Here is a 24,150-nt window from a genome sequence, read left to right as displayed (position 1 = left end):
ATCAAGCTGAAACTTTTTTTATTAAACTGCAGGTAAGACGTAAAAGAGTACACAAAAGAACATCATTGTACTGCCACCTAAAACGAAGAGATGCCAAATGGCATGGTTGAAAGGTAGCTTTTCCCAAAGGAAGAAGATTGCCCCGACTGAATATAAAATGCCACCTGCTAAAAGTAGGGAAAAACCATGTCCAGTTAGATTTTCATAAAGTGGTTTAATAGCAACGATTATGAGCCATCCCATAATGATATAACATAAAGTTGATGCTTTTATAAAGCGACGTACAAAGAAAATTTTGAAGACAATACCGCCAATTGCAAGTGTCCATATAATAGCGAGTAACGTCCAGCCTAAAGGTCCACGAAGTGTAATGAGTAGAAACGGAGTATATGTGCCGGCGATTAATAAATAGATGGCTGAGTGATCTAAAATAGTAAATAATTTTTCTACCTTTGGATGGTGAATGCTATGTAGCAACGTTGAAAACAAGTACAGTAAGAACATGCTTACACCATAAACAGTAAATGCAACAACAGCAGATGCAGTACCATGTTTAGAAGCATGAATAATTAATATAATTAAGGCAGGGATGCTTAAAATGGCACCGATACCATGTGTAATTGCATTTGCAATTTCTTCTTTCACAAAATGTGTCATTCGTGTCATTTTTTCAGTCATAATGCAAATCCTTTCTACTATCATAAAGTGAAACTTTAATCAGTGGGGGGGTCATCCCCATTGATTATTAGTTGAACCAATCGGGCTTTTACGGGCAGTTGATCCCCACCTAACTTCTTTGCGTTCGCTGAATTTTGAGGTGGGGGTCTTATTGCCCGTTAATGCGGGATAAAATAATATGTCGTTTCCCTTACCATATCATACACAAAGACAATAGAAAATGAAATTTGTATAATTGATTATATTTTTGAATTTTTTTGACAAAAGACAACGGACTTGTTGACGTTTTCAAACTTTTTTGACAAAATAAAATTATGTAATAGTAGGACAAGGAATCTACTAAAAAAAGGGGATGGGGAAATGTTTTCAAATATTGGCTTTCCAGGGTTAATTTTAATTTTAGTAGCTGTACTCATTTTATTTGGACCTAAAAAATTGCCGGAAATCGGGAAGGCTTTAGGGGAAACGTTAAAAGAATTCAAAAAATCAACGAAAGAATTGACTGATGATGCATTTCAAGAGAAGGAAAAGAAAGAAAAAATGTAATGAATTTTCCTTGTAATGGATAAATAAAGTGTGGTGAACGAGATGGAAGATCGGGAAATGAGCGTAGTAGAACATATAGTTGAGCTTCGCAAACGAGTAATATATACAGTGCTATCCTTTGTGCTATTTTTAATTATTGGATTCACTTTTACGAAGGATATTTATTTTTGGCTTGTAAAAGATTTACCAATGAAATTAACTGTTCTCGGTCCAAGTGATGTATTGTGGATTTTTTTCTCGATTGCTACAGTATTTGCTATCGTTTGTACAATTCCTTTTGCTGCTATACAAATTTGGTTATTTGTAAAACCGGGTTTACATCCAAATGAACAAAAGATGACAGTGATGTATATACCGGTATTGTCTATATTATTTATTGCAGGTTTATGCTTTGGATATTTCATTGTAATGCCGTTTTTATTTCATTTTTTAACTACGATAGGTAATGAAATGTTTAATACGATGTTTACGACAGAAAAGTATTTTCATTTTGTTCTCAATTTAACAGTTCCATTTGCTGTAATTTTTGAATTGCCTGTAGTAGTAATGTTTTTAACGAGTATTGGACTGTTGACGGCGGAATTTCTAATAAAAATAAGAAGGTATGCATACGTAGCATTGATTATCATTGCATCATGTATATCGCCGCCAGATTTTTTATCACATAGTTTAGTAGCGGTACCGCTTATTTGTATTTATGAAATCAGTATCGCTTTATCAAAGATAGTTAGTAAACGAAAACAGAAAAGAGAAGAAATACAGTCGAAAAGTGCCTCGTTATAAAGGCACTTTTTAATTTATTTGTTATACTCTAGCTATAATTGTATACAATATATAGAAGGAAAAAATTATAGAATCTCCAAAATTTAGACAAACTTTTCATTTTTATAAGTTTATACTGAAGTTATCAAGCTATATATGGATAATAAGACTCCCGTCTCAAAGGATATATAGGACAGGGTTCGAATTAGGTGGATATAAATGAAGTATTAACTTCTAAATGGGGCAGCTTAAGGATATTTTAGTATTCATAGGAAACCTACACTAAAAAACGTGTTAAAGAATAAAGTGGAGGAAGTTCAAAAATCCAACGAAAAAGAGGATTGATATTGTGATTACGAAAAGTTTTTATTTCACTCATGCAACAGGAAATTGTATTAAAATATTTGAAATCCCTGTCCTACAAACACAGCATCCATTAGCGTTTCTAATTCAGTCTCGTCTTCAATTGTTTATTGCGAAAATTCAAAAACATAAAAACCCAAGATTCTCGTACTCTTTCCGTGAATATTTACAAAGTTGTTTGAAGTGGAATGATTATTCAAATGTATATAAGACAAATACTCTTGAAAAGAATGCATAATACACAGCAGGGACAGAGTTAGATAGGCTCTGTCTTTTTTATTTTAGGTATAAAAATATAATTAATTTGGTGAAATTCATTCGAAATTGTTGAAAGCATCGGGAATGCTAGTATAATAACAGGGAGAGCGTATTGGAAAGGGAAGAATATAATATGCAAAAAATTAAAATTGTAACAGATTCAACGGCAGATTTATCAAAAGATATAATTGAGAAGTATGATATTCATGTTTTACCATTATCTATTTCTGTAAATGGACAAACATACTTAGATCGTGTAGATTTACAACCGGATGAATTTATTGAAGAAATGATTAAATCAGAAGAATTACCAAAAACATCACAACCGGCTATGGGTACATTTGTAGAAATGTATGACAAGCTAGGCGAAGATGGAAGTGAAGTACTTTCCATTCATATGACAGGTGGAATGAGCGGTACTGTCGCAACAGCGAATAGCGCTGCATCAATGACAGATACAAAAGTAACAGTTGTTGATTCTCAATTTATTACACATGCTTTAGCATATCAAGTAATTGAAGCGGCAAAAATGGCAAAAGAAGAATGCTCACTAGAAGATATTTTAAAACGTATTGATGAAGTAAGAAAGAATACTCGTTTATATGTTGTCGTAGATACATTAGAAAACTTAGTAAAAGGTGGACGCATCGGTAAAGGTAAGGCACTTATTGGTTCTTTACTTAATATTAAACCAATCGCAAGTTTAGAAGGCGGCGTATATAATCCGGTAACGAAAGTACGTAGCCAAGGGCAGATTGTAAAAACATTGGCTAAAATATTCGAGGAAGATACTGCTGGAAAAGTAGTGAAAGCTGTTGCGATTCCACATGCTAAAGCAATTCCTTTAGCAGAAAGTGTAAAAGCTGCTGTTGAAAAAGTGAATGGATTCACTCAATCAGAGATTTTCTATACAACACCAGTTATCAGTACTCATACAGGACCAGGAGCAATTGGTTTTATGTATTTAGCAGAGTAATAAAAAAGCTACTTGAAATGAATTTTCAAGTAGCTTTTTTATTATTTCAGGACAGAAAATAATAAATGAGAAGGGCAATACAGGCGCTACCGCTAATTATATAGCGAGTCTGTAAATAATCTTTCATGGAAAACACCCTTTTCAATTTTTAAAAGTATATGATAAATTACTCGCAAAAATTAGTACTATTATACATGAGAAGTTTCTGTGATTTTTACTGGTTCTTTAACTGAGACAATAGGGCTATAAGTGAAAGTTTGGCCCAAAAAGAGAACATGAAGTTGTTCCCACGGTAGCATGCGTAAATTCCAGTTATTACGAAGCCGTGTTACAGCTTCCCTCGGCGTTTCATCTGCTAGCGCAAAAGTACCGTAGTGCATGGGAATGAAATGTGTAGCTTTTATATCTAGATAGGCTTGCACAGCTTCTTCTGGTGAAACGTGAGACACTTTCATAAACCATTCTGGTTCATAGGCACCAATTGGCATAAGTGCAATATCGATTGAAAAACGTTTGCCGATCTCTTTAAATCCTTGGAAATAACCACTATCACCACAAAAATAAATGGTTTCTGAAGAAGTCATATTATCAATGATCCATCCTCCCCAGTGAGAGGTGTTCATATCAAATAATGTTCTTCTCGTCCAGTGCTGGGCAGGTACGAAGTGAAAAGAGACTTCATCAATTGTTGTACTTTCCCACCAGTTGTATTCTTCTACATTGGTGAATTTTTTACGAGTAAATAATTTTTTTAGCCCAATAGGAACAAGGTATAAGGCATCATCATTTAGTTGACGAAGAGATGAAAAGTCTAAATGATCGTAATGACCGTGTGAAATAAGAACGATATCGATTTTAGGTAGTTCTTTTATAGTGAGCCCTGGCTCAGTAAGTCGTGGAACTAACTTTAATTTATTTGCCCATACTGGATCTGTTAAAATATTTAAGCCGTTCGTTTGAATGAGAAAAGTTGAATGACCAATCCATGTGACAGTCGTTTTTTCAAAGTTATTTAGTAGAAATTTACTTTGTTTAACAGGTGATTGTTCTACTAGAAAAGAAAAGTCTTTTTTGTTTTGCTTTCTCTCTTTACGCCAACGTAAGAAGGAGCGAATTGATTTTTTTGTACTTGCATTATCCATATTTTCATAGCGCTTTGCCATGAACATCACCTCATTTAAAATCGTTGTAGTTGCATTGTACCGAAATGTTGTTAAGGAATACAGTGTTTAACATGGATTAATGTTTAAGTAATTGTAAAAAAATAGGTGGATTTATTTACAAATTTAACAATGAACTTCGTTTCGCAAATAATGGTTAGAGAAATAATAGTAGTAAAATATATTTTGTCTAGTAATTCGCTTGAAATAAAGAAGTAACATACGTAAATTCGTACGATTTCGTGAACAAATGATGTAAACAATTTTCTCATAGTGTTTACTTTTGTTATGATATACATAACTTACATAAATTAAGGATAGAGAAAAGAGGTTTAATAATGAAGCGTTATCAAAAGTTAATTGGTCTTATGGTTGTATTTTGTCTCTTTGTACTTGCAGGTTGTAGCAGTTCAGGGTCAAAATTACGTAAACCGTTAAACTGGGATTTAGAAACTTTCCAATTTACAAATCAAGAAGGAAAGCCGTTTGGTACAAAAGATTTAAAAGGGAAAGTCTGGGTAGCTGATTTCATGTTTACAAGCTGTCAAACGGTTTGTCCGCCAATGACTGCTAATATGGCGAAATTACAGAAAATGGCTAAGGAAGAGAAATTAGACGTTCAGTTTGTTTCGTTTAGTGTAGACCCTGAACTTGATAAACCAGAAAATTTGAAAGCATTCATTCAAAAGTTTACAGAGGATACAAGTAATTGGAACTTGTTAACAGGTTATTCACTGGAGGATATTACAAAGTTTTCAAAAGATAACTTCCAATCGCTTGTAGATAAACCAGAGAATGGGCAAGTAATACACGGTACATCATTTTTCTTAGTCGATCAAAATGGAAAAGTAATGAAAAAATATAGCGGCATTAGCAATACGCCATACGAAGATATTATACGTGATATGAAGCGATTAGCTGATTAAAAAGAAGGGTGCTAAGCACCCTTCTTTTATTAGTATTCAGTCTATGGATAATATGTCATGCTGTTGTGGTAATTTCGGTGCGCGAATTTCTAATACACCGTTTTGATAAGAAGCTTTCGTTGCTTTTTTATTAATTAAATATGGTAACTTAATAATTCTTGACGCTTCTGAAATGGAACGTTCTCGGCGATAATAGTTATGAGATGTCTGTTCTTCTTCCGTCGCTTCAAGTATATCTTCTTTTACAGAGACTTTTAAGTATTCGCTTTGTATTTCAATTTGAATTTGTTCTTTTTGTATACCTGGTAGTTCGGCTGTAACGACGAGTTCGTCACCAACTTCGTATAAATCTACTGGGAATGTTAATAAACGGTTTCCTTTTTGGAAAAAATGATTTAAATCAGCAATTACGCCACGAAGAGGTGTTTGTTCGAAAAAATCATCAATTTGTTTTAAATAATTACGAACCGGTGGGCGAGAAGAATCTTTTTTTTCTTCACTCATGGTATTACCTCCTAGAAATCAATTTGCAATATCATATGACAAAAGCGGAGAAAGGTGAGTGCCTAGTTTTCATGTTTTCATAAAAAAATGTTAAAAATGTGAAATGGAGTGAGTTTTTTATAGTTTTTGGTCGCCATATTCAGTTGATTATGCTAGTATAAATAGGGTTGATATAGTAGTATTGAGACAGAATGAAAACTGAAAGAGGGTAAGAAGTATGTGTGGTTTTGTAGGATGTTTATGTGAAAACCCTAGAGAGTTTTCAGAAACAGAAAAACATCAATTTGAAAATATGAACACGATGATTTTCCACCGCGGTCCAGATGACGAAGGATATTTTCGTGATGAACATGTACAATTTGGCTTCCGCCGTTTAAGTATCATTGACTTAGAGGCAGGACATCAGCCGCTAACTTATGAAAATGATCGATATGTAATTATTTTTAATGGTGAAATTTACAATTATGTAGAACTACGTGAAATGTTACTTGAAAAAGGTGCAACTTTTGCTACACAATCTGATACAGAAGTTATCATTGCATTGTATGCACATATGAAAGAAAAATGTGTAGACTACCTTCGTGGTATGTTCGCATTTATGATTTGGGATCGTGAAGAAAAGACACTTTTCGGTGCACGTGACCACTTCGGTATTAAGCCTTTATACATCGCACAACAAGGTGATACTACATTCTTCGCATCTGAGAAGAAAAGTATTATGCATGTAATGGAAGACAAAGGGGTAAACCCAAAGTCACTACAACACTACTTTACGTACCAATATGGTCCAGAGCCAGAAACATTAACAATTGATGTTAACAAAATTGAGCCTGGTCATTACTTCGTAAAAGAAATCGGTAAAGAGATGGAAATCCATCGCTACTGGAATCCTTATTTCAACGCTTCAAGCGCAACGAAAGAGGAGCATATCCAAGCAATTCGCGATGTATTATACGATTCTGTAAAAGTACATATGCGTAGTGATGTACCAGTAGGTTCTTTCTTATCTGGTGGTATCGATTCATCTATTATTGCTTCTATCGCAAGAGAAATGAATCCAAATCTATTAACATTTTCTATTGGTTTCGAACAACGTGGTTTCAGTGAAGTTGATGTTGCGAAAGAAACTGCTGAGAAATTAGGAGTTAAAAACCATAACGTATTCATTACAGCTCAAGAATTTATGGATGAGTTCCCAAAAATCATTTGGCATATGGATGATCCTTTAGCGGATCCAGCAGCTGTACCATTGTATTTCGTTGCGAAAGAAGCGCGTAAACACGTAACGGTTGTTCTTTCTGGTGAAGGTGCAGACGAGTTGTTTGGTGGATATAACATTTATCGTGAGCCAAACTCGTTAAAAATGTTCTCTTACATCCCTAGCCCAGGAAAGAGTGTTCTAAAGGCATTAAGTGGTGCTCTTAAAGAAGGGTTTAAAGGAAAAAGCTTCTTAGAGCGTGGATGTACGCCAATCGAAGAGCGTTACTATGGAAATGCGAAAATCTTCCGTGAAGAAGAGAAAGCTGAATTAATGAAGTATTACGATGAAAGTGTTAACTATATGGATATCACGAAACCATTGTATAACGAAATTAAAGATTATGATGATGTAAGTAAAATGCAGTACATTGATATGTTCACATGGTTACGCGGCGATATTTTATTAAAAGCTGATAAAATGACGATGGCAAATTCATTAGAACTTCGTGTACCGTTCTTAGATAAAGAAGTATTTGACGTTGCATCTAAAATTCCGACAGAATTTAAAATTGCAAACGGAACAACGAAAGCTATATTACGTGAAGCTGCTCGTGGAATTGTTCCGGATCACGTGTTAGATCGTAAAAAGCTTGGATTCCCAGTACCAATTCGTCACTGGTTAAAAGATGAAATGCACGATTGGGCTGTAAATATTATTAAAGAAAGCAAAACTGAGCATTTAATCGAAAAACAGTATGTATTAAACTTACTGGAAGCACATTGTGCAGATAAAGGCGATTATAGCCGTAAAATTTGGACTGTACTTGCGTTTATGGTATGGCATCAAATTTATGTTGAGCATAAATACGATACGAATAAGTTCCACGAAGAAACAAAGCGTGCGTATAGCTTAGTTTAATAAAAAACCTTAAGGTCGCATTCGATCTTAAGGTTTTTTTCATAAATTGCATTTATTATTGATACAATAATAGTAAAAGGATGGACAACATATGATTACGTTTGAGAAAGTAAATACAGAAAATAAAAGCGCTGTAAAAGAAATGTTTCACTCACACAGCTTAGATGAGAAAAAGGTTCAGTATTGTGTAAAAGTTGATGATACATATATTGGCGTAATAGATTATAGCGTTCAAGAAGAGAGTGCTATTTTGTCACAGTTAATTATTCATTTTGATTATCAAGGTTATGGATACGGGACAAATACGTATTTTACATTTGAAGAAATGATGAAACAGAGAAATGTGAAAGAAATAAAAGTATTGCAAGAGATGTTTACTGAACAAGCTAAATCTTTCATAGAGGGATCTGGTTTTATTGAGGAAAATGGAATATATGTAAAAAAAATATAGTGAATATTGATTAGGTGATGATATGAATATAAGGTAGGTGGACGTATGACGATTACTTCTGGTCTTGTATTAGTTGGAGGTTGTTTTATAGTAGCAGAACTATGCCAGACTTTTATTCGGAAAAGAATGTATAAGAAGAGAAGACCATATGAATTACAATACATTCCCGTATTTTTAATTTTGTTTTGTATGCTATTTGTATTGCAAAACATAACGTATTTCCCACCTCTTTTGAACATCTTTTTGAAGTTTGGGTTGCTATATAGCGGCGGTGGGATATTTCTTTTATTTCTTTTATTTTGCATACGTTACATCCATTATCAATCGTATGTATTCATTTTAAATTGGCTAAAGCAAAGCGATAGAAACCGCCTTACATAAGGGGGTTTTTTTATTTGTACTTGTAACGGAACTTGTACAATTAACATAAAATAGGACGAGTAGAAATGAAAGCTTATTACAATAAAGAAAGGAACGAAAAAGATATATGAAACTTGTTATAGACGCAGGGCATGGTGGATATGATTCTGGTGCTGTTGGTAATGGGTTAGTGGAAAAAGAGTTAACACTTCAAATTGCTAGACGTGTGCGAGATATTTTATCTGCAAATTATCCAATCAATATTAAAATGACACGTGATAGTGATGTGTTTATCTCTTTATCAGAACGTGCTAATATTGCTAATTCATTTGGTGCAGATTATTTTATCTCATTTCACATTAATAGTGGTGGTGGAACTGGATTTGAAAGTTATATTTACAACGCGCTATCTAATAGTAGTTCCGCATATGAAAAGCAACAAAAAATGCATGCAGCAGTCAATCCTGTATTAACAAAATACGGTCTTCGTGACCGAGGAGCCAAAAAAGCAAATTATGCGGTACTAAGAGAGACTGCAATGGATGCAATTTTAACAGAGACTGCCTTTATTGATACAACGTTTGATGCTAATTTATTGAAAAATCCACAATTTATCGAAGATCTAAGCCAAGCGTATGCAAACGGAATAGCAGCTATTTTTGGAGTAGCTCCAAATCCGAATCCTCCAAATCCACAACCTCCAAACCCACAGCCAACACCACAAACGAAGGGGATTGCCTATATACTTGGGAAAAATGTGAATTTAAGAAGTGGCCCATCAACATCTTCTTCAGTTATTCGTCAACTAAACGCCCCAGAATCGTATGTCGTATATCAGGAAAGTAACGGATGGTTAGACTTAGGAAATGGACAATGGGTGTATAATGACCCTTCGTATATTAATTTTGTAAAGACGAGCAATAGTGATGGAAGCGCAATTGGTGTTGCATATATACAAGGAACAAATGTGAATTTAAGAAGTGGTCCATCAACATCTTCTTCAGTTATTCGTAAATTAAATAATCCGGAATCTTATTTAGTATATATTAATCAAAACGGTTGGTTGAACCTTGGTGGAAATCAGTGGGTGTATAATGATCCATCATATATTAAATATAATCAATATTAGGAAATGAATTTATGATGTAATATGAATGCGTATTTATGTATAACGTAGATACGCATTTTAAGAACGTTTATTGTTTTCATACTTATACATTTTATTTTAAAAATAAACATTTGAATAGCGGATAGAATCTAAATTGTATATATTAAAAAAGTTTTCTGATATACATTGACAATGTATGTAATATACATTAACCTTTAATTGTTAATGATAATCAATTTCATCTAGGAGGACATATGGTACATAGTAAAAAAATATTTATGTTATGCATTATGATACTTATGGTAATAATCGCAGGGTGTAGCAAAGAAGAGAAAAAAGGAAATGATCCATCAGCTAAAGCAAAAGATTCGTATACTGTAAAGCATGCAATGGGTGAAACAACAGTAAATGGTACACCTAAAAAAGTAGTTGTTTTAACAAATGAGGGTGCGGAGGCACTTTTAGCTGTTGGAGTAACGCCAGTTGGAACTACAAAACCACGTGCTGGTGATGAATGGTATCCTCATTTAGCGAAAGATTTAAAAGATACGAAAGTTGTAGGAACTGAGCGTGATATTAATTTAGAGGCAGTTATGAAGCTTAAGCCGGATTTAATTATCGGGAATAAAATGCGTCATGAAAAAATATATGAGCATTTGAACGAAATAGCGCCAACTGTATACGCTGAAACATTGCGCGGGGATTGGAAGGAAAACTTTACACTCTATACAAAAGCTGTAAATAAAGAAAAAGAAGGGCAAAAGGCTCTTGAAGATTATAAAAAACGTATTGAAGGAATGAAAGAGAAGTTAGGAGATAAATTGAATTCTACAGTTTCTATTATTCGCTTCGTACCAGGTGATGTCCGGATTTATCAGAAAAACTCATTCTCAGGTGCTATTTTAAATGATGTTGGATTTAAGCGACCACCACTACAAGATAAAGATGAATTTGCGATAAAAGGAATTACAAAAGAGCAAATTCCGAATATGGATGGGGACTACATATTCTATTTTACATCTGATAAAGATGCAGATAAGAATAACGAAGGAAATACGTTAGCAAAAGAATGGACAGAAGATCCACTCTTTAAGCAGCTACAAGCTTCAAAAGACAATAAAGTATTCCAAGTGGATGAAGTAATTTGGAATACAGCAGGCGGTATTAAAGCAGCAAATTTAATGTTAGATGATATTGAAAAATATTTTCTGAAATAAATGAATGGTTGAGTGCATCACTTTAAATAGGTGATGTACTTTTTAATTTAGTTAAATACAGAAAATTCCTTCTTTTAAGTGTGGATAAGTTGTACAATAAAACCAATCATGGAATAAAGGAGTGGGAAGGAATGAAAGCTACTCATAAAGATTGGATTTTGTTTAACGGAAGAATTGTGAATACGAAGGAAGAACAGCCGATGGTCCCATTAGAGGAGAGGGGCTTTCAATTTGGTGATGGTATATATGAGGTTTTTAGGTTATATGATGGGAAGCCACATTTATTGGATTTACATTTGGAACGATTTTTTAATTCTATGGAAGAAATAAAACTAATTCCACCGTTTGCTAAAGAAGAGTTAGTGGAAGAGTTACATCAAATGATTGAAAGAAATCAATTTCAAGAAGATGGGAATGTGTATCTTCAAATATCACGTGGTGCTCAAGCACGAAATCATGTGTATGAAAAAGATTTACAACCAACATATTTTGCGAATATCGTTTCGTTTCCAAGACCTACTGCTACTATGGAACAAGGAATAAAGGTGACTGTCGAAGAGGATATACGCTGGAAGTTCTGCCATATAAAATCATTAAATCTGCTCCCTAATATCATGATTAAAAATAAAATAAACGAACAAGGCTACCAAGAAGCGATATTGGTGCGAGATGGAATTGTAACAGAGGGGTGTCATTCGAATTTCTTTATGGTGAAAAATAATAAATTAATTACACATCCGGCCGATCATTTTATTTTACATGGCATTACTCGTCACTACGTTATTACATTAGCGAAAGCGTTACATATAGAGGTAGAAGAGCGTGAATTTTCATTACAGGAAGTGTACGAATCCGATGAGTGCTTTTTCACAGCGACACCACTTGAAATATTCCCTGTTGTTCAAATTGGTGATGAGAAGTTTGGAAGTGGCGAAAGAGGACCAATTACGAAAAAACTACAAGCTGCATATGAAGAAAGTATTAGTTTGTTTAAAGTGACAAATTAATAATGAGGAAAAAAGCTGGTATTCCCCCAGCTTTTTTTCATGATATAATTCAACCATAGGACAAGTTTTGAAAACGCTGTAAAAAGGGGATTTAATGTATGAATTATGAAGATTTTAAAGAAGTAATTCACGGTAGACGAAGTGTTAGAAAGTTTACAGAACAAGAAGTATCCACTAGTGATATAAAAGAAATTATTGATTGTGCTCGTTATGCACCGAGTGATACGAACTCACAAACGTGGGAGTTCTTGGTCATTATGAACCGAGAGAAAATTAAAGAAATTGAACAAATGACATGGGATGCATTACATAAACTTGCAGCAAAAGCAGCAGAAAATGGAGAAGAGAAAGCAGGGAAATTACTTACACGTTCTTTCGGTCCATATGCGACAGCTTTCTCTGAGGCGCCAGTATTAATCGTATGTTTGGCAACACCATATGAATCAAAGTTTCGCGAAAAGATATTTGATCCAATTGCCTTCGTTCCTGATTCAGTATGGGAAGAGGAAGGAATTAAGAGTAGCTGTTTAGCAGCACAAAACTTAATGTTGGCTGCACATGCGAGAGGACTGGGTACTTGTCCAATGACAGGACCTGTATTATTAGCTCAAGATGAACTGCGACAATATTTACAAATTGAGCCTCAAAAACAAATTAATATGGTAATTTCACTCGGGTTTCCGAAAGATAAGCCGAAGAAACTTTCTCGAAAAGAAGTTGATGAGATTACAACATTTATTTTCTAAATGTTATGTGGAAAAGACATTGAAATAGCAATGTCTTTTTATTTTGAGTGGATATTTTTTAAGTGATTTGGGCTAAAATGATGAATAGAGTGGAATTACTATTTATTTCTTTTAAAAAATTAATGTTCTTAAAATGAAAGTATGGTACAGTAATCGTGAGCAAGCTAATATTTGTTCATGAAAGTGTTAAAAACTAGTTTTAAAATCAAGAAGTTATTTTTGTATAATAAATTATAATGAAATAACAGGGGGAATGAATTTTGAAGAAATTCATAATCGCTGGATTGTCTGTATTGTTATTAGTAGGCTGTGGTGCTCCAAAGGAAAAAGAAGATGCACAGTCAAATCAAGAAGAACAAGTTGTAAATGCAAGTGATGAGAATATGGTCGTATATCCTGAAGGAGCAGTGCCAGTCGGAGAAGGGAAAGTAAAAGTAACTACGCCAGATGGTACTTCTGAAAATGGCAATATACCAACTGTATTCATAAAAAAGGATACTTTAATTCAGCAAGTCGAATTAGAACTTTCCAATTTTCAAAATGATAAAGAAACATTTGTATTTGTAGATCAAATATTTGCAGATAAACATCAAGTAACTAGTACAACACAGACAACAGTACAATTAAAAGAAAAGACGCTTGAGACAGGTAGTCATACGATTACCGCAGCTCAGTTTGAAAACAATGACCCGAAAGGAAAAGTCATTAGCTTTAATCAAGCAACGTTTGAAACAAAGCCTGCGTCTTAATTATGGATAAAAAGTACATTACTTAAAGTGGTAGTGTACTTTTTAATTTGGATAGGATTAGGTTGTTGAGAATAATTTGTTTCACTTTCTAGTACGAATGAATAGGAAGAACTTATTCTTTACTATCATGTAAGAGGAAGGGATTGAAAGTTTGAAACGAGTTATTCGTATTTTCTTATTTATTATAATGTTTTCGGTCATTTGGTTTACTTTACAAGAGGCGGTTGAAGTTACGCTCAATTATCACATTCATGACTTGTTAATTGGAGCTGTATGTTTTGTCATTGTGTATCGGTTTTATCCCGCCTTAACGGACAATAAGAACCCCACCTGAAAATTCGGCACATGCGAGGAAGTTAGTTAGGTGGGAGTCGGGCTGCCCGTAAAAGCCCGATTGGTGAAGGATAATAACCCCCTATGATTAAAGTTTCACTTTATGATAAACTCGGATTAAGGTAAGTATTGATTTGGAAATGTAGGGATTTCATTTGAAATGTCGAATAGTACATACGATGTCGTAATAACAAATTTTCTATTGTTTACTGTGAAACAGAAGAAGGAGAGATTGTAGTTATGAAAAGAGCTCTTATAAATATTGATTATACATATGATTTTGTAGCTGAAAAAGGTGCTTTAACATGCGGGAAACCAGGTCAAGAAATTGAGAAGGAACTTGTAAGTGTAACGAAACAATTTATTGAAAAAGGTGATTACGTAGTATTTGCGATCGATAAACATGAAAACAATGATGTATATCATCCAGAAGCGAAATTGTTTCCACCTCATAATATAGCAGATACAAATGGAAGAGACTTATTCGGTGAATTACAAGAAGTATACGAAAAATATAAAAATGCTGAAAATGTATATTACATGGACAAAACACGTTACAGTGCTTTTGCAGGAACGGATTTAGAAATGAAGCTAAGAGAAAGAGGAATAGGGGAAGTGCATCTTGTAGGTGTATGTACAGATATTTGCGTCCTTCATACAGCAGTAGATGCTTATAACAAAGGGTTTCAAATTGTCGTTTATGAAAAAGCAGTAGCATCTTTTAATGCGCAAGGGCATGAATATGCACTTGGACATTTTAAATCTTGTTTAAATGCAGAAGTGAAGTGAAAAAAAGAGGCCTTCAAAAGGTCTCTTTTTCACATTTAAATAGAGACGACTTGCTGTTGAATTAAATTTTTAATGAACGGGCTAATCTTTTCTGGTAGCCCATTTAAATCAAAAAATTGTACATGTAATGATTCAGCTTCGCCTGCTTTTAACGAGGTGAGTATTGCGAACTTAAAAGAAAGTCCTTTATAAAAAATTCTATTGTAATATCCCTTTAGAGGATTAAAAAGGGTTATAGTAAATACTGAAGTTGAAAGGTTGATGAAAGGATTATATTGTTGAAGATGAACAATGAATACAAATACATAGTTAAGAAAGTATGATTTAAGGTCAGGAGAAAAGATGTTCTGAAAACAAGTGTTGAGATGATAAATGCGTATTTACAATAAAGCAGCTTTGCATGAAATTTTCATTAGTAAGGAAGTGGATGGATGAGTTTATTAACGTATACTGAGGAGTTTTTTAATTATGTAAGGGAGTTTTTACTTTTAAGATTTTTACTATTTGCTTTAGTTCTTATCATTATTTCTTTTGTCATAAACCGCATTATTGATTGGTTTTTTAAAAAATCAAGCTTTTTTGATGAAGAGGTAGAGCAGACGATTCAAAGTGTTATTCGATCTATTTTTAGATATATCATTATCATCAGTCTGATCATATATTTAATTAGTCAATTTGTAGATATAAAAAGTATTATTGCAGGTGCAGGGATAGCGGGAGTTGTCATCGGTTTTGCTGCACAACAGATGCTAAAAGATGTCATATTAGGCTTCGCAAGATTAGCGGACAAAGAGTTTCGTGTTGGCGATTTTGTAACTTTTAACGGAACAAATTCAGGAACTATTGAGGAAATTAGTATTCGTTTTATGCAAATTCGTGAATGGTCAGGGAAGCTCCTTACCATACCACATGGAGAGATTAGAACGATACAGAATTTTAATAAAGGGTGGATGCGAGTTATTGAACGCATCACGGTAAGTTATCAGGAAGATCCTACAAGAGTTAAGGAATTGTTAGAAGAAGTATGTGTTATTTGTAATGAAAAATTGGACCAAAATCTTTATAGAGTAGATGATGAAGCTGTTGAACCATTTAAATATGTTGGAGTTACAGACTTAAATCCTAACCTTAAATATGTTGGATATGAATTTTGTATTACAGGTTTGATTAAACCTGAAGATTATTTTGAAACTTCCAGACAAGTAAGATTTGAATTAATGTCTATGTTCCATAAAAATCAAGTGCAAATGCCAGCAGCGAATATGTTCGTTAACACTGAAAGTTTACAGCATATTCATGGGGGACAATCTTTATCAGACAGTTAAAGAAAACTAGCTAATTTCTGTTTTTATTTAGAATTTGGATTTGAATGAACTGTAGGGGATATCTCCTGAAAAAGAGTTGAAGGAATTCAACTCTTTTTTGTTTGTAGTATTTAGAAATTTCTTAATGTTATAATGGTAGTTGGTGATGAGAATGAACATAGATGAAAAAGAGATGCATCGTTTAGAAGCATTAAAAGAAATTGCTGAGTTACTAAATGAAGCGACAAACTTACAGGAAATGTTAGAAAAAGTGTTACATACATTATTACAAGTTATGAATTTACAAACAGGCTGGATATTCTTTATTGATAAAAGTGGAAAGCATCGTATGCTTGTAGACCAAAACTTACCACCAGCTCTTATGTGGCAAGAAAAGAAGCCGATGTGTGAAGGAGATTGTTGGTGTGTAGAACGTTTTGTGAACGGAAGATTGGAAAAAGCGACAAATATTATTGAATGTAAACGAATAGAGGATGCGATTGAATGTAATTGGGGAGAGACCGAAGATGTTACACATCATGCGACAATCCCACTAAGATCTGGATCAGAGAAATTTGGTCTATTAAATGTTGCCTCGCCCCATAAAACACATTTTTCTGAGGAAGAGTTAGCGTTATTAGAAGCGATTGCATTTCAAATTGGAACGACAATACAACGTATTGAATTAGTTGAGAAAGAACGGAAATATGTAGTTGTAGCTGAAAGAAATCGATTGGCTCGTGATTTACATGATTCCGTTAAACAATTGTTATTTTCAATTATGCTAACAGCGAAAGGGACTCTAAATATGACGAAGGATAGAGACTTGCAAGAGATGTTAAGTTATATTGGAGAATTATCACAGGAAGCATTACAAGAGATGACACTTTTGATTTGGCAATTAAGGCCTGAAGGATTAGAGAAAGGTTTAGCAGAAGCGATACAAAATTACGGAAAACTGTTAGGGATTCAAGTGGAAGTTCGAATTGATGGAATGGTTTTAATTGAAGATGAAATAGAAGAAGTTTTATGGCGTATAAGCCAAGAGGCATTACATAATTGTAAAAAGCATGCTTCGTGTGAAAAAGTATGTGTTCATTTAAGGATTGAAGATAATAAGCTGCACTTTTACATAGAAGATAACGGAATAGGATTTATACAGGATCAAGTAAGAGAGTCCGCACTTGGCTTGAAAAGTATGAAAGAACGAATTGAATTAATGAGGGGGATTTTTCGAATAAAAGCAGAACCAGAAAAGGGAACGAAGATAGAAATTCAATTACCGGTTTGAGAGGGAGAACGTCTGTGAAAATTAAATTATTACTTGTAGAAGATCATCATATCGTTCGAAGGGGACTTGTATTTTTTTTGAAGACGAGAGAAGAATTTGAAATTATTGGGGAAGCAGAAAATGGTGAAGAAGCATTAACATTCGTCCAAACAGAAAGGCCAGATGTAGTATTAATGGATTTATCAATGCCGAAAATGGATGGTATTGAAGCGACAAAACGTATAAAACAATACGATGAGACGATAAAGATACTTATGCTCAGTAGTTTTTCAGAACAAGATTATGTTTTACCAGCATTAGAAGCTGGGGCAGATGGTTATCAATTAAAAGAAGTGCAGCCAGATCAACTTGTTGCGTCAATCGTTGCGGTATATCAAGGAAATGCAAATTTTCACCCGAAAGTAACACCAGCACTATTAGGACGATCAGCAGTCAAGAAAGAAAAAGAGAATCCTTTTTCTATGTTAACAAAAAGGGAACAAGAAGTACTTCGTGAAATTGCGAAAGGAAGAAGCAATAAGGAGATTGCAGCAGAGCTTCATATTACAGAACAAACTGTGAAAACACACGTTTCTAACGTATTGGCTAAATTAGAAGTAGATGATCGTACACAAGCTGCATTATACGCAGTAAAGCATGGGGAAAACTAGAAATAAGTATGAATAATTGTGTCATATGTTACGGTAGAATACATAGGAGCAAATAAAATCGCTAAATAAAGGTGTTTCTTCTTTCGATTATTAGGTACAATATAGCTACTATGGAAGGGGAAGATACGATATGCCTGGTACAAAAAGTGGGATTGGAAAGATTCAGGCTTCGTTAAATGGTTTATCACCGAAATTACGAAGTATTGCCGAACATATTTTGAAACATCCACAAGATGTTGTACATAAATCAATTACGGAGTTAGCGGAAGTAACGAATAGTTCTGAAGCAACGATATTCCGCTTATGCAAACACCTAGGTTTTCAAGGGTTTCAAGACCTGAAAATTACATTAGCTCGTGAGATTGTACATACCCCGATGCAAAATATTCATGAGGAAGTATCGGTAGAAGATAATATGGTCACTGTTGCTAAAAAAGTTTTTCATTCACATATTACAGGACTGCAAGATACATTACATTTGTTAAATGATAACGCGTTGGAACAGGCAGTAAGTGCGCTGAATGAAGCGAAACGAATTGAGTTTTATGGAAATGGTGGTTCGGGTATTATTGCGATGGATGCTTATCATAAGTTTATGAGAACGGGTATTTCTTGTATTGCTCATACGGATTCACATTTTCAAATTATGGGAGCTGGCTTGCTGACAAAAGAAGCGGTGGTCATTGCAATTTCTCATTCGGGCAGTAATAAAGGATTACTTGAAGCATTAGAAGTAGCGAAAGCAAGAGGGGCTCGCATTATTGCGATTACAAGCTATCAAAAATCGGCATTAAGCCAACTTGCTCATATAACACTATATACTTCGACGCGTGAGACGGAATTTCGTACAGAAGCAAGTTCGTCACGATTAGCGCAGCTTAGTTTATTAGATACTTTGTATGTGGGATTGTCATTGCAGCGACAAGAGGAAACACTACAAAATTTACAAAGTATACGTGAAACAATTTCGATGAAACGAATATAAAGGGCTCTTCAAATGTTAAATTTAGATAATAACTTATAGGGTAGTTAGTCCATTACGGGGCTGATTATCCTTTTTATTTACATAATGAATAAAAAGAATGAATATTCAATTCGATTAGTATAATGTAGATATGGAATTTGAATCGTTTGTTTGGCTTTTGGGAGGGGGACAAAGCCTCGGAGAGTGTTTTAATGAGGGTTAAAGAAATAAACATTGGTAAAAAGAAAAGCTTTCCTACTAGTGGATTCAGAGGGGGTACCTGTTACATCAGTAGCTTAGTAATAGACCGATTAGAAAAACAAAATTTAGTAGAACGAAAAACTGATAAATTAGATCGGGGATATACATGTCTTTACATTTTAGAACAAGTTAAAGACTATATTGAAAAGTTAATCTCTGATTATTTTGTGCCATTACTTGCAAAAATAAAGGCATTGAACAAGGAAGAGTAATTAGCTATTTCTGAAGGAATCTCCAAATTTTGTGACCTAATTGATAAAAATAAGTGAGTTAATTATAAAATACTTTTATTGAAGGGAAAAAGAATTATGTTTCTCATAGCGTATTTACCTATTTTTCTGTATTTATTATTAGAATTTTATAGAAGTTCACCTGTTAAAGAAGAAAAACAAAATCGTGGTTCTAGTTTTTTTATCGGAGTAGTTTTTGCATTGATGTTAACCATTCCAGAGATTATGTATTTCATTACAGTAAATAAGATTAATTCATTGCTGTTTTTGGGTGTTATTATCGGGCTAATTGGTGTATGGATAAGATTTTCTTCAATGAAAATCTTAGGAAGATTTTACAGTAGGAATGTCGGAATGCAAGGGGGACATAAGTTAATTCAAAACGGTCTATATAAATATGTTCGCCATCCTGGTTATTTAGGGTCTTTTTTGACCTTTTTAGGATTTGCTATATCTTCATTCATTGCCATTATCATAAATATTATTTTATTTTTCCTTGTGTATTCGTATCGTATAAAAATTGAAGAGAGAATTCTTATTACGCTGTTTGGTGAACAATATAAACAATATCAGTCCAAGACTTGGCGAATTATTCCGTTTTTATACTAGGGATTATAGGAGAAATTTCTTAAATAGATGGATGCGGGGTCCCACCACATTATAAAAAGACAGGAACAAATATGTTCCTGTCTTTGATTTTATTGAGTCTAAAGTGTATGACCTAAATATAATAATAGAAGGCTTTTTATATTGGTGAATAGTTGTTGATATATCCGCTAGATTTAATGGTTCTAATTGTCTATAGAAATATATTACTTATAATCTCCCAAGCTTAAAAAATATTTTTTAAACCTCTATATTCTTTGCATATAAACCAAAAAGAAATGCCTGATAAATTTCAATGTAAATATGATGGAATTTCAGTTTTCCTTTCAAATATAGTAAGAAAATACTTGGTTAATAATTCAAATATTGTTCAATATTTCACAATAATCTTATGAAATTCCATGTTATGATGAACCTGTAATGATGATTGAACACTTAAATTTGGCACAATAATTAGCCAAAATAGTGAGGACAGTAGTTGTGAGATAAACTCATTAAAACTCTAAAACACTAAAGGGGAGATCACATATGAAAGCAGTAGTAGTTAATAAAAACAGCAAAGCAAACATTGAAGTTATTGAAAAGGAATTACGTTCGCTACATTCGGGTGAAGCGCTAGTAGATGTAGAGTATTGTGGAGTTTGCCACACTGATTTACACGTTGCAAATCATGATTTTGGAAACACCGATGGCCGCATCCTTGGTCATGAGGGTGTAGGTATTGTTACTAAAATTGCTGATGATGTTACTTCACTAAAGATAGGTGACCGTGTAAGTATTGCATGGATGTTCCAATCTTGTGGACGTTGTGAATATTGCGTAACGGGTAGAGAAACATTCTGCCGTGAAGTGAAAAATGCTGGTTATTCAGTAGATGGTGGTATGGCTGAACAATGTATTGTTACAGCTGATTATGCGGTGAAGGTACCAGAAGGATTAGATCCTGCTCAAGCATCATCAATCACATGTGCGGGCGTAACTACATATAAAGCTATAAAAGTATCAGACATTAAACCTGGTCAACCTATCGTAATCTATGGTTGCGGTGGATTAGGAAACTTAGCTATCCAATATGCTAAAAACGTATTTGGTGCAAAGGTAATTGCAGTAGATATCAATGACAACAAATTAGCCTTAGCAAAAGAAGTTGGTGCTGATATGACTATCAATCCAATTTCTCAAGGTCCTGCTGATAAAATTGTTCAAGAGGAGTTTGGTGGTGCTTATGCTGCTGTAGTAACAGCAGTTTCTAAAGTAGCTTTCAACTCAGCAGTTGATGCAGTACGTGCTTGCGGTAAAGTAGTTGCGGTAGGTTTACCAGTAGAAACTATGGATTTAAACATTCCACGACTTGTATTAGACGGGATTGAAGTAGTTGGTTCTCTAGTTGGTACTCGTAAGGATCTGGAGGAGGCATTTATGTTGGGCGCAGAAGGAAAAGTAGTGCCGGTTGTTCAAACGTGTTCTCTAGAAAAAGTACAAAATGTATTCGAAGAAATGGAACAAGGTAGAATTCAAGGACGTATGGTAATCGATTTTAAACAGCATAATTGTGATTGTAAATAATTCATTTTAAATATAAAAAGCATGAGTCTAGCAAAGGACATGTAAAAAAGTTAGACGGCATAAAAAAGATGATCCCTCGTATTCAATAGGGATCATCTTTTTTATATTCTACTAATATCAATGCCAATTAATACTTGATTGATGAGACATGATTAAAAATTCACTTTATTTGCAAACGAAAAAGAATCTTTATTTTCAAGAAATTTTTTATGATCTGGAACGGTTTGAATTGCTACAACTTGCGAATCTCTTGCTTTCAGTGCATCTTGAATTCCGATTGTCATAAGCTTAATAAAAAGAATCGTAATAAAGAATGAAACGAGAGTATAAAAAATAATCCACCATGAAAGATTCATTTCATAACGATTTAATCCAATAAGACCTGCCCAATCATTAGATAGAGAAACAGGTTTGGGCACTCCGTCATAGAGTTCCCGCATTTGTATCCCGCCAATTACAATGTTAAGCAACGCTAAATGGATAACGAGTATGAGTGTTTGGACGATATGTTCCATGAATAACACAAATAAGCGATCAAGTAATAAGACTCGTAAGTGTTTTTTGATAATATGAAAACGGCTAGCACCCAGCAATTGAGAACTTAAAATGTAATCTTGTTTCATAAATTCATCAACCTCTGAGGATATATATAAAGAAAGTGTAGGTAGAGCGACGAAAATAAGTACGAGTACTTGATAAAACATAAATGAAATATTTGGGTCTAATCTATCAGCGTTTGATGTGATTACAATATTAACGGGCGTGATGAGTATAAATGCGATAAATAGAGTTGGAATATAATAAAAAACTTCTGAGCATGACTGGAAAAATCTCTTGAATTTTGGAGCGTATAAACTTAAGAGGATTCCTATACATGTTCCGAATAAAATTCGAAAGAAGCTAATTGCCACAGCTAATAAAATGGTGAATTTTGCTCCTTCTACAATTTGTAAGAAAACAGACTCTCCAAAACGATCAGATCCAAAAGGCGGCATTAACGATGGCGAAAAGGGGGCCTTTCCAAGTAATTCGTTATTGTCATTGTAAATTAACTGAGGAGGTTTTGGGATGTTATCTTTAAAGAACCAACTATAAATAAAACTAGCTGAAACAAGTATGAATAGATAAGTAAAGCCGATTAAAAATCGTTTTGATTTCCAAATAGATTTCATAATGCTGCTCCTTTCAATTGCTTTTTCCATCTATTCATCATGAATGAGATTATTTGAAAAATGGCATAAAACGGTAAAATAATCATAACAAGTATGATAAATGCAGCTGGGGGTGAAATAAACGCCTTCTTAAATAAAAATTGAATAATGCCTTCCATATTAAAAACAAATTCTAAAATGAATAAGTTAGAAAGTAAGAAAACAAAAATCGTTTTTAAATGGTGAAAGAAGTGGATAGATATATTTTTGAATAAATGAATGCAAAGTATATAACTTGATGAAAGTCCTTTTCCATATGCAACCTCTACGTAATGTTTTTCATGTTCTTCTTTTATGTATAACACCATCATCCGAAACATTTGTAATGTAGGTAAGACTGCTAAAGATAAAATAGGGAGTAAATAAGCTCGATTTTCATTAAAAGAAATAATGGTGACAGGAGATTCCCCGAATTTCTGAAGTACCCATATGAAAAATATTTGCAAACAAATCATCATCATCATATCAGGGATAGCTTCTAATATGAATACAATTCGGTTTATCCATTTTTTTATATAATCTTTTGCTAAAAAATAAAAAAATGCCATACTAGATGATAGAAAGAGTGCAAGCAAAAAGGCTATAAATAATACAGTAAATGAATATAGGTAAGGTTCTAAAACAGTTGGAAATAATGGTGTTCTTTTGAAACTACCAAATTTCGGGTCTGATCCGATAACCACTAATGATTCAGGGGAGAAAACCTCTTTTAACATAGTAACGATCTGATTAAAAAAGTAAATTGGTTGAAAGGTAAATCCTTGTTGAGTGATAAATAAATAAGGTAAATTTAATAATAGTAAGAGTGATAAAAGAATTGATGAAAGCTTAATTGTGAATTGAGATATTGTATTTAACATTAAATCCCTCCGACATCTTTTTACAACATTATACAATAAAGTTTATATTCTGTTTTGATTTTTCTGAAAAATATAAATACTATTAGATTTTATAGTATGGAACATATATTTACAAGGTAAAAAAGTGATAGTAGGGAGCCACGCCCTATGTCCAT

27 protein-coding genes and 1 pseudogene are annotated in these 24,150 nt (G+C 33.7%); 22 read left to right on the top strand and 6 right to left on the bottom strand.

The window, feature by feature from the left end; genetic code table 11:
- Positions 1 to 21 precede the first annotated feature (21 nt).
- On the bottom strand, positions 22 to 678 hold the full coding sequence (gene trhA, locus ABH960_RS04140) for a PAQR family membrane homeostasis protein TrhA (protein WP_098500252.1): 657 nt from the start codon (positions 676 to 678) through the stop codon (positions 22 to 24).
- 360 nt (positions 679 to 1,038) lie between these two features.
- On the opposite strand from trhA, the gene ABH960_RS04135 reads away from it, so the two are divergent.
- The 4 genes from ABH960_RS04135 to ABH960_RS04120 all read left to right on the top strand — a co-directional run bounded on the left by ABH960_RS04135 (position 1,039) and on the right by ABH960_RS04120 (position 3,583).
- Complete coding sequence (locus tag ABH960_RS04135; RefSeq protein WP_000492443.1) at positions 1,039 to 1,224, top strand: twin-arginine translocase TatA/TatE family subunit; 186 nt, start codon at positions 1,039 to 1,041, stop codon at positions 1,222 to 1,224.
- 42 nt (positions 1,225 to 1,266) lie between these two features.
- Positions 1,267 to 2,007: a twin-arginine translocase subunit TatC gene (gene tatC, locus ABH960_RS04130; RefSeq protein ID WP_404442998.1), complete on the top strand. Its 741-nt coding sequence runs from the start codon at positions 1,267 to 1,269 to the stop codon at positions 2,005 to 2,007.
- Between the two features lie 328 nt (positions 2,008 to 2,335).
- Positions 2,336 to 2,587, top strand: a complete 252-nt coding sequence (locus ABH960_RS04125) for a DUF2535 family protein (RefSeq protein WP_002012715.1) — start codon at positions 2,336 to 2,338, stop codon at positions 2,585 to 2,587.
- 153 nt (positions 2,588 to 2,740) lie between these two features.
- A complete protein-coding gene (locus ABH960_RS04120; RefSeq protein ID WP_033733157.1) occupies positions 2,741 to 3,583 on the top strand; it encodes a DegV family protein in 843 nt (280 codons plus the stop codon).
- A 188-nt stretch (positions 3,584 to 3,771) separates the two neighbouring features.
- Here ABH960_RS04120 and ABH960_RS04115 read toward each other — a convergent pair whose 3' ends face one another.
- Positions 3,772 to 4,746: an MBL fold metallo-hydrolase gene (locus tag ABH960_RS04115; RefSeq protein WP_002189499.1), complete on the bottom strand. Its 975-nt coding sequence runs from the start codon at positions 4,744 to 4,746 to the stop codon at positions 3,772 to 3,774.
- Positions 4,747 to 5,081: 335 nt separating this feature from the next.
- Here ABH960_RS04115 and ABH960_RS04110 point away from each other — a divergent pair, with 335 nt between their 5' ends.
- Positions 5,082 to 5,669, top strand: coding sequence for an SCO family protein (locus tag ABH960_RS04110; protein WP_002012710.1), 588 nt, complete (start codon positions 5,082 to 5,084; stop codon positions 5,667 to 5,669).
- A 36-nt stretch (positions 5,670 to 5,705) separates the two neighbouring features.
- Here the strand turns inward: ABH960_RS04110 and ABH960_RS04105 are convergent, their stop codons facing one another.
- Entirely contained in the window at positions 5,706 to 6,173 is a 468-nt protein-coding gene (locus tag ABH960_RS04105; protein WP_404442993.1) for an Hsp20/alpha crystallin family protein, read from the bottom strand.
- A 217-nt stretch (positions 6,174 to 6,390) separates the two neighbouring features.
- On the opposite strand from ABH960_RS04105, the gene asnB reads away from it, so the two are divergent.
- From asnB to ABH960_RS04055, 10 genes are all read left to right on the top strand, one after another.
- Entirely contained in the window at positions 6,391 to 8,292 is a 1,902-nt protein-coding gene (gene asnB / locus ABH960_RS04100; RefSeq protein WP_002012706.1) for an asparagine synthase (glutamine-hydrolyzing), read from the top strand.
- A gap of 91 nt (positions 8,293 to 8,383) precedes the next feature.
- The gene (locus ABH960_RS04095; RefSeq protein ID WP_088039316.1) at positions 8,384 to 8,743 is read left to right on the top strand and encodes a GNAT family N-acetyltransferase; all 360 of its coding nucleotides are present in this window, start codon (positions 8,384 to 8,386) and stop codon (positions 8,741 to 8,743) included.
- Positions 8,744 to 8,788: 45 nt separating this feature from the next.
- Positions 8,789 to 9,124 carry a hypothetical protein gene (locus ABH960_RS04090; protein WP_404442989.1) on the top strand — a complete coding sequence of 112 codons (336 nt, stop codon included), beginning with the start codon at positions 8,789 to 8,791 and terminating at the stop codon, positions 9,122 to 9,124.
- A gap of 106 nt (positions 9,125 to 9,230) precedes the next feature.
- A complete protein-coding gene (locus ABH960_RS04085) occupies positions 9,231 to 10,232 on the top strand; it encodes an N-acetylmuramoyl-L-alanine amidase (protein WP_404442986.1) in 1,002 nt (333 codons plus the stop codon).
- A gap of 233 nt (positions 10,233 to 10,465) precedes the next feature.
- Positions 10,466 to 11,428 (top strand): ABC transporter substrate-binding protein, encoded by a 963-nt coding sequence (locus ABH960_RS04080; protein WP_404442983.1) that lies wholly within the window; start codon positions 10,466 to 10,468, stop codon positions 11,426 to 11,428.
- 131 nt (positions 11,429 to 11,559) lie between these two features.
- Entirely contained in the window at positions 11,560 to 12,435 is an 876-nt protein-coding gene (dat, locus tag ABH960_RS04075) for a D-amino-acid transaminase (RefSeq protein WP_002189501.1), read from the top strand.
- 98 nt (positions 12,436 to 12,533) lie between these two features.
- The gene (locus ABH960_RS04070) at positions 12,534 to 13,181 is read left to right on the top strand and encodes a nitroreductase family protein (RefSeq protein WP_002012699.1); all 648 of its coding nucleotides are present in this window, start codon (positions 12,534 to 12,536) and stop codon (positions 13,179 to 13,181) included.
- A 260-nt stretch (positions 13,182 to 13,441) separates the two neighbouring features.
- Entirely contained in the window at positions 13,442 to 13,930 is a 489-nt protein-coding gene (locus ABH960_RS04065) for a putative periplasmic lipoprotein (RefSeq protein ID WP_002141637.1), read from the top strand.
- Positions 13,931 to 14,081: 151 nt separating this feature from the next.
- Positions 14,082 to 14,264, top strand: a complete 183-nt coding sequence (locus ABH960_RS04060) for a hypothetical protein (protein ID WP_235713853.1) — start codon at positions 14,082 to 14,084, stop codon at positions 14,262 to 14,264.
- Positions 14,265 to 14,503: 239 nt separating this feature from the next.
- The gene (locus ABH960_RS04055) at positions 14,504 to 15,052 is read left to right on the top strand and encodes a cysteine hydrolase family protein (protein ID WP_002141638.1); all 549 of its coding nucleotides are present in this window, start codon (positions 14,504 to 14,506) and stop codon (positions 15,050 to 15,052) included.
- A gap of 35 nt (positions 15,053 to 15,087) precedes the next feature.
- Here ABH960_RS04055 and ABH960_RS04050 read toward each other — a convergent pair.
- Positions 15,088 to 15,207: pseudogene (locus tag ABH960_RS04050) on the bottom strand (NUDIX hydrolase); the annotation flags it as partial.
- Between the two features lie 276 nt (positions 15,208 to 15,483).
- Here ABH960_RS04050 and ABH960_RS04045 point away from each other — a divergent pair.
- From ABH960_RS04045 to adhP, 7 genes are all read left to right on the top strand, one after another.
- Positions 15,484 to 16,377, top strand: a complete 894-nt coding sequence (locus ABH960_RS04045; RefSeq protein ID WP_002141639.1) for a mechanosensitive ion channel family protein — start codon at positions 15,484 to 15,486, stop codon at positions 16,375 to 16,377.
- A 151-nt stretch (positions 16,378 to 16,528) separates the two neighbouring features.
- Complete coding sequence (locus ABH960_RS04040) at positions 16,529 to 17,647, top strand: GAF domain-containing sensor histidine kinase (RefSeq protein ID WP_002141640.1); 1,119 nt, start codon at positions 16,529 to 16,531, stop codon at positions 17,645 to 17,647.
- A 14-nt stretch (positions 17,648 to 17,661) separates the two neighbouring features.
- On the top strand, positions 17,662 to 18,297 hold the full coding sequence (locus ABH960_RS04035) for a response regulator (RefSeq protein WP_071745187.1): 636 nt from the start codon (positions 17,662 to 17,664) through the stop codon (positions 18,295 to 18,297).
- Between the two features lie 130 nt (positions 18,298 to 18,427).
- Complete coding sequence (locus ABH960_RS04030; protein ID WP_001119626.1) at positions 18,428 to 19,282, top strand: MurR/RpiR family transcriptional regulator; 855 nt, start codon at positions 18,428 to 18,430, stop codon at positions 19,280 to 19,282.
- A gap of 191 nt (positions 19,283 to 19,473) precedes the next feature.
- Positions 19,474 to 19,734, top strand: coding sequence for a hypothetical protein (locus ABH960_RS04025; RefSeq protein ID WP_113937789.1), 261 nt, complete (start codon positions 19,474 to 19,476; stop codon positions 19,732 to 19,734).
- A 96-nt stretch (positions 19,735 to 19,830) separates the two neighbouring features.
- The gene (locus ABH960_RS04020; RefSeq protein ID WP_404442975.1) at positions 19,831 to 20,361 is read left to right on the top strand and encodes a methyltransferase family protein; all 531 of its coding nucleotides are present in this window, start codon (positions 19,831 to 19,833) and stop codon (positions 20,359 to 20,361) included.
- 525 nt (positions 20,362 to 20,886) lie between these two features.
- On the top strand, positions 20,887 to 21,924 hold the full coding sequence (gene adhP / locus ABH960_RS04015) for an alcohol dehydrogenase AdhP (RefSeq protein WP_404442971.1): 1,038 nt from the start codon (positions 20,887 to 20,889) through the stop codon (positions 21,922 to 21,924).
- 152 nt (positions 21,925 to 22,076) lie between these two features.
- Here the strand turns inward: adhP and ABH960_RS04010 are convergent, their stop codons facing one another.
- Together ABH960_RS04010 and ABH960_RS04005 are read right to left on the bottom strand one after the other, a co-directional pair.
- Positions 22,077 to 23,096 carry an ABC transporter permease gene (locus ABH960_RS04010; protein WP_404442968.1) on the bottom strand — a complete coding sequence of 340 codons (1,020 nt, stop codon included), beginning with the start codon at positions 23,094 to 23,096 and terminating at the stop codon, positions 22,077 to 22,079.
- A complete protein-coding gene (locus ABH960_RS04005; RefSeq protein ID WP_404442965.1) occupies positions 23,093 to 23,995 on the bottom strand; it encodes an ABC transporter permease subunit in 903 nt (300 codons plus the stop codon). Before ABH960_RS04005 ends, ABH960_RS04010 begins: the two co-directional genes overlap by 4 nt.
- Positions 23,996 to 24,150 lie beyond the last annotated feature (155 nt).

The sequence above is a fragment of the Bacillus sp. RC252 genome (assembly GCF_044909215.1).
GTDB lineage: Bacteria > Bacillota > Bacilli > Bacillales > Bacillaceae_G > Bacillus_A > Bacillus_A mycoides.
Note: the sequence above shows the minus strand (reverse complement) of the source record. Positions and strands in the feature narration are given on the sequence as shown.

Excerpts from the sequence above, each read along its gene's own strand:
- ABH960_RS04135 (WP_000492443.1), top strand. The coding sequence starts at position 1,039 with ATGTTTTCAAATATTGGCTTTCCAGGGTTAATTTTAATTTTAGTAGCT.
- ABH960_RS04095 (WP_088039316.1), top strand. The coding sequence starts at position 8,384 with ATGATTACGTTTGAGAAAGTAAATACAGAAAATAAAAGCGCTGTAAAA.
- ABH960_RS04020 (WP_404442975.1), top strand. The coding sequence starts at position 19,831 with ATGTTTCTCATAGCGTATTTACCTATTTTTCTGTATTTATTATTAGAA.
- ABH960_RS04040 (WP_002141640.1), top strand. The coding sequence starts at position 16,529 with ATGAACATAGATGAAAAAGAGATGCATCGTTTAGAAGCATTAAAAGAA.
- trhA (WP_098500252.1), bottom strand. The coding sequence starts at position 678 with ATGACTGAAAAAATGACACGAATGACACATTTTGTGAAAGAAGAAATT.
- ABH960_RS04115 (WP_002189499.1), bottom strand. The coding sequence starts at position 4,746 with ATGGCAAAGCGCTATGAAAATATGGATAATGCAAGTACAAAAAAATCA.
- ABH960_RS04105 (WP_404442993.1), bottom strand. The coding sequence starts at position 6,173 with ATGAGTGAAGAAAAAAAAGATTCTTCTCGCCCACCGGTTCGTAATTAT.
- tatC (WP_404442998.1), top strand. The coding sequence starts at position 1,267 with ATGGAAGATCGGGAAATGAGCGTAGTAGAACATATAGTTGAGCTTCGC.
- ABH960_RS04090 (WP_404442989.1), top strand. The coding sequence starts at position 8,789 with ATGACGATTACTTCTGGTCTTGTATTAGTTGGAGGTTGTTTTATAGTA.
- adhP (WP_404442971.1), top strand. The coding sequence starts at position 20,887 with ATGAAAGCAGTAGTAGTTAATAAAAACAGCAAAGCAAACATTGAAGTT.
- ABH960_RS04045 (WP_002141639.1), top strand. The coding sequence starts at position 15,484 with ATGAGTTTATTAACGTATACTGAGGAGTTTTTTAATTATGTAAGGGAG.
- ABH960_RS04085 (WP_404442986.1), top strand. The coding sequence starts at position 9,231 with ATGAAACTTGTTATAGACGCAGGGCATGGTGGATATGATTCTGGTGCT.
- ABH960_RS04110 (WP_002012710.1), top strand. The coding sequence starts at position 5,082 with ATGAAGCGTTATCAAAAGTTAATTGGTCTTATGGTTGTATTTTGTCTC.
- ABH960_RS04070 (WP_002012699.1), top strand. The coding sequence starts at position 12,534 with ATGAATTATGAAGATTTTAAAGAAGTAATTCACGGTAGACGAAGTGTT.
- asnB (WP_002012706.1), top strand. The coding sequence starts at position 6,391 with ATGTGTGGTTTTGTAGGATGTTTATGTGAAAACCCTAGAGAGTTTTCA.
- dat (WP_002189501.1), top strand. The coding sequence starts at position 11,560 with ATGAAAGCTACTCATAAAGATTGGATTTTGTTTAACGGAAGAATTGTG.
- ABH960_RS04120 (WP_033733157.1), top strand. The coding sequence starts at position 2,741 with ATGCAAAAAATTAAAATTGTAACAGATTCAACGGCAGATTTATCAAAA.
- ABH960_RS04005 (WP_404442965.1), bottom strand. The coding sequence starts at position 23,995 with ATGTTAAATACAATATCTCAATTCACAATTAAGCTTTCATCAATTCTT.
- ABH960_RS04055 (WP_002141638.1), top strand. The coding sequence starts at position 14,504 with ATGAAAAGAGCTCTTATAAATATTGATTATACATATGATTTTGTAGCT.
- ABH960_RS04025 (WP_113937789.1), top strand. The coding sequence starts at position 19,474 with ATGAGGGTTAAAGAAATAAACATTGGTAAAAAGAAAAGCTTTCCTACT.
- ABH960_RS04010 (WP_404442968.1), bottom strand. The coding sequence starts at position 23,096 with ATGAAATCTATTTGGAAATCAAAACGATTTTTAATCGGCTTTACTTAT.
- ABH960_RS04030 (WP_001119626.1), top strand. The coding sequence starts at position 18,428 with ATGCCTGGTACAAAAAGTGGGATTGGAAAGATTCAGGCTTCGTTAAAT.
- ABH960_RS04080 (WP_404442983.1), top strand. The coding sequence starts at position 10,466 with ATGGTACATAGTAAAAAAATATTTATGTTATGCATTATGATACTTATG.